Source organism: Christiangramia sabulilitoris, assembly GCF_007050985.1.
In the GTDB taxonomy this organism is placed as follows: domain Bacteria; phylum Bacteroidota; class Bacteroidia; order Flavobacteriales; family Flavobacteriaceae; genus Christiangramia; species Christiangramia sabulilitoris.
The window spans coordinates 43,547-50,224 of sequence record NZ_VHSF01000005.1; the positions used below are offsets into that span (position 1 = coordinate 43,547).

The following is a 6,678-nucleotide window of genomic DNA, read 5'->3' on the forward strand; positions in this document are numbered from 1 at the left end:
TCATCCCTTGATTTTGAATCCCTGCAAATTACTAAATGTTTGCTGAAAATTTCAAGCTCCCCCTCTTTAAATCTTGTTAATTATCCTATTTTTGCGCTATGGCGAGAAGAAATAAAAACAAACTTTTTACAGAAGTTGAAGTTACAGATGCGGGTGCTAAGGGAAAGGCGATTGCTAAGTCACCAGATGGAAGGGTGATCTTTATAGATAATGCAGTTCCCGGCGATGTAGCCGATGTCCAGACCACACAAAAAAGAAAATCTTATTATAAAGGTACGGCGGTTGAATTTCATAAACTCTCAGCTAAACGTACAGAGCCTGTTTGTCAACATTTTGGAACCTGTGGCGGTTGCAAATGGCAAAATATGGAATACAAATATCAGCTGGAATATAAGCAGAATGAGGTGGTAAACAATCTACAAAGACTGGGTAAAATAGAATTGCCAGATGTTACTCCTATTCTTGGTAGCGAAGAGATTTATTATTACAGGAATAAGATGGAGTTCTCCTTTAGCGACAGCAGGTGGCTTACACAAAAGGAAATCCAGAGTGGGGAAAATATTGAGAATAGAAATGCTTTAGGTTTTCATATTCCGGGGATGTGGGATAAGATCCTGGATATTAAAAAATGTCATTTACAGGCAGATCCCAGCAATGATATCAGGAATTTCGTTAAGCGGTTCGCCACAGAAAATGGTCTTCCCTTTTACAATACCAGAAAACAGGAGGGATTATTGCGAACCCTGATGATACGAACCACTTCTATTGGTGAAATCATGGTCCTGGTTCAGTTTTTTGAAGATCATAAAGAAAAGCGGGAGCTTTTGCTAAATGCTATAGAAAATCAGTTTCCTCAGATCACCTCACTGCAATATGTGGTGAATAATAAGGCAAATGACACGATCTATGATCAGGATGTGATCTGCTTCAAAGGCAGAGATCATATTTTTGAAGAAATGGAAGGCCTTAAATTCAAAATAAACGCCAAATCATTTTATCAAACCAATTCAGAGCAGGCTTACAATCTATATAAGATCACCCGGGATTATGCCGATTTAAAGGGAGACGAACTTGTCTATGACCTTTATACCGGTACAGGAACTATCGCCCAGTTCGTAGCTAAGAATGCTAAGAAAGTAGTAGGAGTAGAAGCGGTACCAGAGGCAATAAAAGATGCTAAAGAAAATGCCGAAAGAAATGGTATTGATAACGTAGAATTCTATGTAGGTGATATGCGTAAAGTCTTTACCGAGAGTTTCATTATTGAACATGGTCACCCTGATGTAATTATTACCGATCCTCCCAGGGATGGCATGCACAAGGATGTAGTCGCTCAAATTATTGGTATATTGCCAAAACGCATTGTGTATGTAAGTTGTAATTCGGCAACACAAGCCAGAGACCTTGCCTTACTGGATGAGTATTACAAGGTCACCAAAGTACAGGCAGTAGATATGTTCCCACAAACTCATCATGTGGAAAACGTGGTTTGTCTTGAAAAACGATAGTCTCATAAGATGAAATTTAAAGTTTATTCGCTAATCCTTTTTGTATCTTTTCTAATAAGTATGGGCTGCCAGCGGGATGATATTTGTCCGGAAACAACAGATACCACTCCCCTTCTTATCATTCGATTTTATGATATCAATGATCCGGCTGTACCTCTGGCTCCACAGAATTTAGGTATCAGGGAAGAAAATTCAGAGGAATTTGTTTTTATAAGAAATGACCGTAACCGTGATCAGGTAATCACTTATGAAAGATTTACCGGGGATAGTCTTGCCATCCCTTTAAAAACAGACAGCGATATTACTTCCTTTAAATTTATTTTGAATAATACTGAAGCCGCCCTGGAGGATGGAACTCAGGATACAGATATACTTACTTTTACCTACGGAATAAATGAAGAGTATATCAACCGCGCATGCGCTTTTAAAGTGAATTATGTAGGTCTAAAGGTAGATGCACAGGAAGCTGAGGATAATAGCAGGTGGATACAGGACATTCAGGTTGAACAAGCGAATATTGTTGATCAAAATCAAGCCCATGTATCGATATTTTTCTAGTCTTCTACTTATATTTTGCTTTGGAATTTCGGGATGGTCTCAACAGGCTGCCACAACTGCAGATACGACAAATTATAAGGAAAAATATGGTATAAGAGTAGGTGTAGATCTCAGTAAACCATTACGAACTCTAATAGATGACACTTACAGCGGATTGGAACTGGCAGGTGATTACAGGATTTATAAAAACTACTATATATCTGCAGAACTTGGTACAGAGGAGATTACTTTCGAAGGCGACAACATCGAAACCTTTAGTAATGGTAGCTATATAAAAATTGGAGGAGATTATAATGCTTATGAAAACTGGCTGGAAATGCAAAATGCTATTTTCGTTGGGGTGAGATATGGTTTCGCTACCTTTTCCCAGACCTTAGACACCTACCGAATATATACCTCTTCAGATTATTTTGGTGCAGATTTACGGGAAAATAATACAGAAACTACAGGATTAACTGCGAGCTGGGCAGAAGTTATGGTTGGAATAAAAGTCGAGGTTTTGAACAACCTTTTTCTTTCGGCAAATGTTCAGCTTAAAAGACGAATAGGTCAGAATGCACCGGCTAATTTTGATAACCTTACCATACCAGGTTTTGGCAGAACTTATGATAGTGGGGAATTTGGAGCGGGCTTTGGATATTCTGTTTCCTATTTAATTCCTTTCTACAAAAAAGCCAGAAATTAAGCGTTTTCCTGCTTACTTCTTTTCTTAGATCCTTCATAAAGGACATATTTCAGCAATCTTCCTTCTAAAGGACCATTGAATAATTTGATCTTTCGCGAAGCACGTAAACCAACGCTTTTGATGGCATCAAAATTTGTGGCAATGAACCAGGCGTGAGTACCAGGATAACTTTGCTTTAAAGTATCTCCTATTTTACCGTAAAATTCTTCAATATCAATTTCAAGACGTTCCCCATATGGCGGATTAAACAGCATATGTAAATATCCCTCGTTTTCTTTTACACTTTCGAAAAAGCTCTTTTGCTGGATCTCGATAAAATCTGAAAGGTTCGCATTCTTCACGTTCTCTTTAGCCTTCATCACAGCTGAAGGCGCTTTATCGTAACCTTTGATCTTATAATGAAAATCCCTTACTTTTTTCAGGGCCGATTCTTCTATCTTCTCATAAAGATCTTCATCCCAGTCGCTCCATTTTTCAAAAGCAAATTCCTTTCGGTTTAGATTAGGTGGGATATTACAGGCAATCATGGCCGCTTCTATTGGAATAGTACCACTACCACACATAGGATCCAGGAAATCACATTGCCCATCCCAACCAGACATAAGCAGCATTCCTGCCGCCAGCACTTCATTGATCGGTGCAATATTGGTTGCGCTACGATAACCTCTTTTATGCAGGGAGTCTCCCGAACTGTCGAAAGATACATTACAGAAATTATTCTCTATATGAATATTTATCCTGAGATCTGGAAAATCAAGATCTACATCTGGTCTCTTTCCATATTTCTCCCTGAACCTGTCTACGATCGCATCCTTGGTCTTAAGGGCTACATATTGGGAATGGGTGAAAATTTCTGAATGTACGGCTGAATCTATAGCCAGACTTCCATCTTCGGCAAGAAACTTCTCCCAGGGTAATCTTTTTATATTATCATATAACTCCTGCTCATTATTGGCTTTAAAACTCTCGTAAGGTTTAAGGATCTTGATTGCAGTTCTAAGACATAGGTTTGCCTTGTACATAAATCCCAGGTCACCAACGAAACTAACCATACGGTTACCTTCCTTAATATCCATTGCCCCTAAGTCGAGTAATTCTTTTGCGAGGATCGTTTCAAAACCATATAAGGTCTTTGCGATCATTCTAAAGTTATTAGCCATAATCCTTCTTTATAGAACGACAAAAATAAGTTAATTTTGTCCGAAACTATAATTATTACAGGAATGTTCGGCAAATTGTATGGGCATTCTCAGAACCACCAACCACAAGTAATTTGCTAACAGATCTATATATTTATATCCTGCCTATTATTGCCGTAATAATAGGTTATATCATCTCACTTTTTCTAAAACCGGGAAGTTCTTCAGGTTTCAAATTGTTGCTCGCCTTTAGTGGCGCCTATCTATTAGCGGTAACGGTATTAGAACTTTTACCCGATGTATACCGGGAACCAGATTCAGGGATTGGTGTTTTCATCATGTTAGGACTTTTATTTCAGATCATTCTGGAATTCCTTTCCAAAGGTGTTGAACATGGTCATCTTCATTTTCATGGTAATTCTACCACCTTTCCTGTTCTACTTCTAATTAGTTTGAGTGTGCATTCTTTGCTTGAGGGTTTTCCTTTAGAGAAGGATAATCACCTGTTACATGGAGTTGTGGTGCATAAGATTCCGGTCGCAGCCATACTGTCGGTGTTCCTGGTGCAAAGTAAATTAAGTAAATCAAAGGTCATTATGTTCCTGGGATTTTTTGCCCTGATGACTCCGCTAGGCAGCTGGCTAAAAAATAATGTGGATGTGCTTTCGGCTTACGCACCTTATATCAACGCAGTGGTGATAGGGATATTTCTACATGTCTCCACAACTATTTTATTTGAGTCTTCAAAGAATCATTCTTTTAATGCCTCGAAACTGGCCGTAATTATTTTAGGGATCTTACTCGCATATTTCATATAAGATGTTTAGTCAGGAAGAATCTAAAAAGATACGACAGGAATTCTGGACCAGTTTCGGAAAAGAATATCCTCATAAATGGCTTCTTTATAATACCAAAATAAAGGAGATACAGCTGAAGTTCACCTTCGACCGAAAAGTTGCCCAGGTTTCCCTGGATATTATAGACCAGGATGAAATGATAAGAGCCTATTATTTTGAAAAGTTGCAATCCCTGCTGACTGTTTTAAAGGAAGAATATCTTCCTGTTGCTCAGCTGGAAAAAGATTATCAGCTTCCTGAAGGTAAAATGATTTCCAGGCTATATGTAGAAAAAGATCGTGTAAGCATACATAATAAAAAAGACTGGCCTGAGGTGAAAAAATTTCTTGCTGAAAATATGTTCAAACTTGAAGAGTTTTTCGAGGATTTTAAGGACTATATCAAGGACTGATTTTAAGATTTTCTCGTGTTCCTGAAAAATATCAACGATAAAAGTTCCAACCTGTTCATTTAAGCGTTTCAACAATAGATATATAAAAAGCGCCAGAACTAACGCAACGAATTTCAGTTTCTTCTTTATCTAAAACTATTTATATTTAGCTCGAATAAAGCTTATAAATTGAAAAGTACCGTAATCCCGGAATTAAAGACCGAACGATTAATCCTAAATAGAATTGAAAAAACAGACCATACCAATATCTACCATGGTTTATCTCACCCTGAAGTTATAAAATATTACGGCGTAAGTTATACTAGCCTGGAAGCGGTGCAAGAACAAATGGATTGGTATGATAACCTGGAAAAATCCGGTTCCGGAATGTGGTGGGCGATCAGGGAAAAAACTGGTCTTAACTTTATGGGGGCAATTGGCATCAATGATTATCAAAAGGAACATAAAAAGGCCGAATTGGGTTTCTGGCTACTCCCCGAATACTGGAAAAAGGGTTATGTAAGGGAATCTTCTCAGGCGATTATAAATTACTTATTTCAGAAAGGTTTACATAGGTTAGAAGCTTATGTAGAAGCCGAAAATTCAAATTCTTCGAAGGCTCTGGTTAAATTAGGTTTTTCACACGAAGGTAGGATGATAGATGCGGAGATAAAGAATGACACTTATATTAGCGTCGATATATTCGCTAAAATCAATCCGGACAATTAGCTAAGATATTCTAAAGTAATCTACCGCCGTTTTCCACGCTACAGCAGTACTCCCAATCCCGATGCTTCGGGACGGGACGCTAACTGGCTTTCATTGTTCTTCGGGATTAGATGATGCCTGTTAAAAAGATCGATCTCTGGATCTGATGTTCGGAAATACAAAAACCCCCGCCATCTGGTGATCACGGGGGTTTGAGTTTAGGGTAAAAAAAAAGACCTTTACTATTGAAGTAAAGGTCTTTTCAAAAAGAAGGCGGCGACATACTCTCCCACAATACAGCAGTACCATCTGCGCTAACGGGCTTAACTACTCTGTTCGGGATGGGAAGAGGTGAGCCCCGTTGCTATAGCCACCTTAAAAGGTAAGTTATAAGCTTCGAGCTTAAAACTGTCCCGACTTGATCGGGACTAATATCTTTGACATACTTAAGAAACAAAAAATAAGAAGAACGCTGTAATGCAATTATAACATAAGCATTTGGCGGCTCTGAGGTTTTGCGGCCTCAGAGCCATCGCGCATCAAGCTTTACGGATTATTAGTACTACTCGGCTATGACATTACTGCCTTTACACCTGTAGCCTATCAACGTGGTAGTCTCCCACGGTCCTTTAAAGAAATCTCATCTTGTGGTGGGTTTCGCGCTTATATGCTTTCAGCGCTTATCCCTTCCGAACGTAGCTACTCTGCAGTGCTCCTGGCGGAACAACAGATACACCAGAGGTTCGTCCAATCCGGTCCTCTCGTACTAGGATCAGGTCCACTCAAATTTCTAACGCCCACTGTAGATAGAGACCGAACTGTCTCACGACGTTCTGAACCCAGCTCGCGTGCC

Annotated in this window: 7 protein-coding genes and 2 rRNA genes; 6 read left to right on the top strand and 3 right to left on the bottom strand. The window is 39.0% G+C overall.

Translation table 11 applies throughout. The features are described 5' to 3' along the window. Positions 1–98: 98 nt before the first annotated feature. The 3 genes from rlmD to FGM01_RS14310 are packed head-to-tail and all read left to right on the top strand — an operon-like array spanning position 99 to position 2,751. Complete coding sequence (rlmD, locus tag FGM01_RS14300) at positions 99–1,508, top strand: 23S rRNA (uracil(1939)-C(5))-methyltransferase RlmD (RefSeq protein ID WP_143411874.1); 1,410 nt, start codon at positions 99–101, stop codon at positions 1,506–1,508. Positions 1,509–1,517: 9 nt separating this feature from the next. Then, entirely contained in the window at positions 1,518–2,066 is a 549-nt protein-coding gene (locus tag FGM01_RS14305) for a DUF6452 family protein (protein ID WP_143411875.1), read from the top strand. After that, positions 2,047–2,751, top strand: coding sequence for a DUF6048 family protein (locus FGM01_RS14310; protein ID WP_143411876.1), 705 nt, complete (start codon positions 2,047–2,049; stop codon positions 2,749–2,751). Before FGM01_RS14305 ends, FGM01_RS14310 begins: the two co-directional genes overlap by 20 nt. On the opposite strand, the gene FGM01_RS14315 is transcribed toward FGM01_RS14310, so the two are convergent. Next, positions 2,748–3,911, bottom strand: a complete 1,164-nt coding sequence (locus FGM01_RS14315; protein ID WP_143411877.1) for a THUMP domain-containing class I SAM-dependent RNA methyltransferase — start codon at positions 3,909–3,911, stop codon at positions 2,748–2,750. The two genes, FGM01_RS14310 and FGM01_RS14315, sit on opposite strands and share 4 nt — an antisense overlap. Before the next feature lie 113 nt (positions 3,912–4,024). On the opposite strand from FGM01_RS14315, the gene FGM01_RS14320 reads away from it, so the two are divergent. From FGM01_RS14320 to FGM01_RS14330, 3 genes are all read left to right on the top strand, one after another. After that, the gene (locus FGM01_RS14320; RefSeq protein WP_143411878.1) at positions 4,025–4,708 is read left to right on the top strand and encodes a ZIP family metal transporter; all 684 of its coding nucleotides are present in this window, start codon (positions 4,025–4,027) and stop codon (positions 4,706–4,708) included. A gap of 1 nt (position 4,709) precedes the next feature. Continuing rightward, positions 4,710–5,138: a DUF4268 domain-containing protein gene (locus FGM01_RS14325; protein WP_143411879.1), complete on the top strand. Its 429-nt coding sequence runs from the start codon at positions 4,710–4,712 to the stop codon at positions 5,136–5,138. A gap of 168 nt (positions 5,139–5,306) precedes the next feature. Next, positions 5,307–5,846 carry a GNAT family N-acetyltransferase gene (locus FGM01_RS14330; RefSeq protein WP_143411880.1) on the top strand — a complete coding sequence of 180 codons (540 nt, stop codon included), beginning with the start codon at positions 5,307–5,309 and terminating at the stop codon, positions 5,844–5,846. A gap of 247 nt (positions 5,847–6,093) precedes the next feature. Here the strand turns inward: FGM01_RS14330 and rrf are convergent. After that, positions 6,094–6,203, bottom strand: a 5S ribosomal RNA gene (gene rrf, locus FGM01_RS14335). A gap of 157 nt (positions 6,204–6,360) precedes the next feature. Beyond that, positions 6,361–6,678: ribosomal RNA gene (locus FGM01_RS14340) — 23S ribosomal RNA — on the bottom strand; the annotation flags it as partial.

Bases quoted from the DNA above. Each gene is read 5' to 3' on its own strand.
- FGM01_RS14325 (WP_143411879.1), top strand. From the start codon at position 4,710: ATGTTTAGTCAGGAAGAATCTAAAAAGATACGACAGGAATTCTGGACC.
- FGM01_RS14310 (WP_143411876.1), top strand. From the start codon at position 2,047: ATGTATCGATATTTTTCTAGTCTTCTACTTATATTTTGCTTTGGAATT.
- FGM01_RS14315 (WP_143411877.1), bottom strand. From the start codon at position 3,911: ATGGCTAATAACTTTAGAATGATCGCAAAGACCTTATATGGTTTTGAA.
- FGM01_RS14305 (WP_143411875.1), top strand. From the start codon at position 1,518: ATGAAATTTAAAGTTTATTCGCTAATCCTTTTTGTATCTTTTCTAATA.
- rlmD (WP_143411874.1), top strand. From the start codon at position 99: ATGGCGAGAAGAAATAAAAACAAACTTTTTACAGAAGTTGAAGTTACA.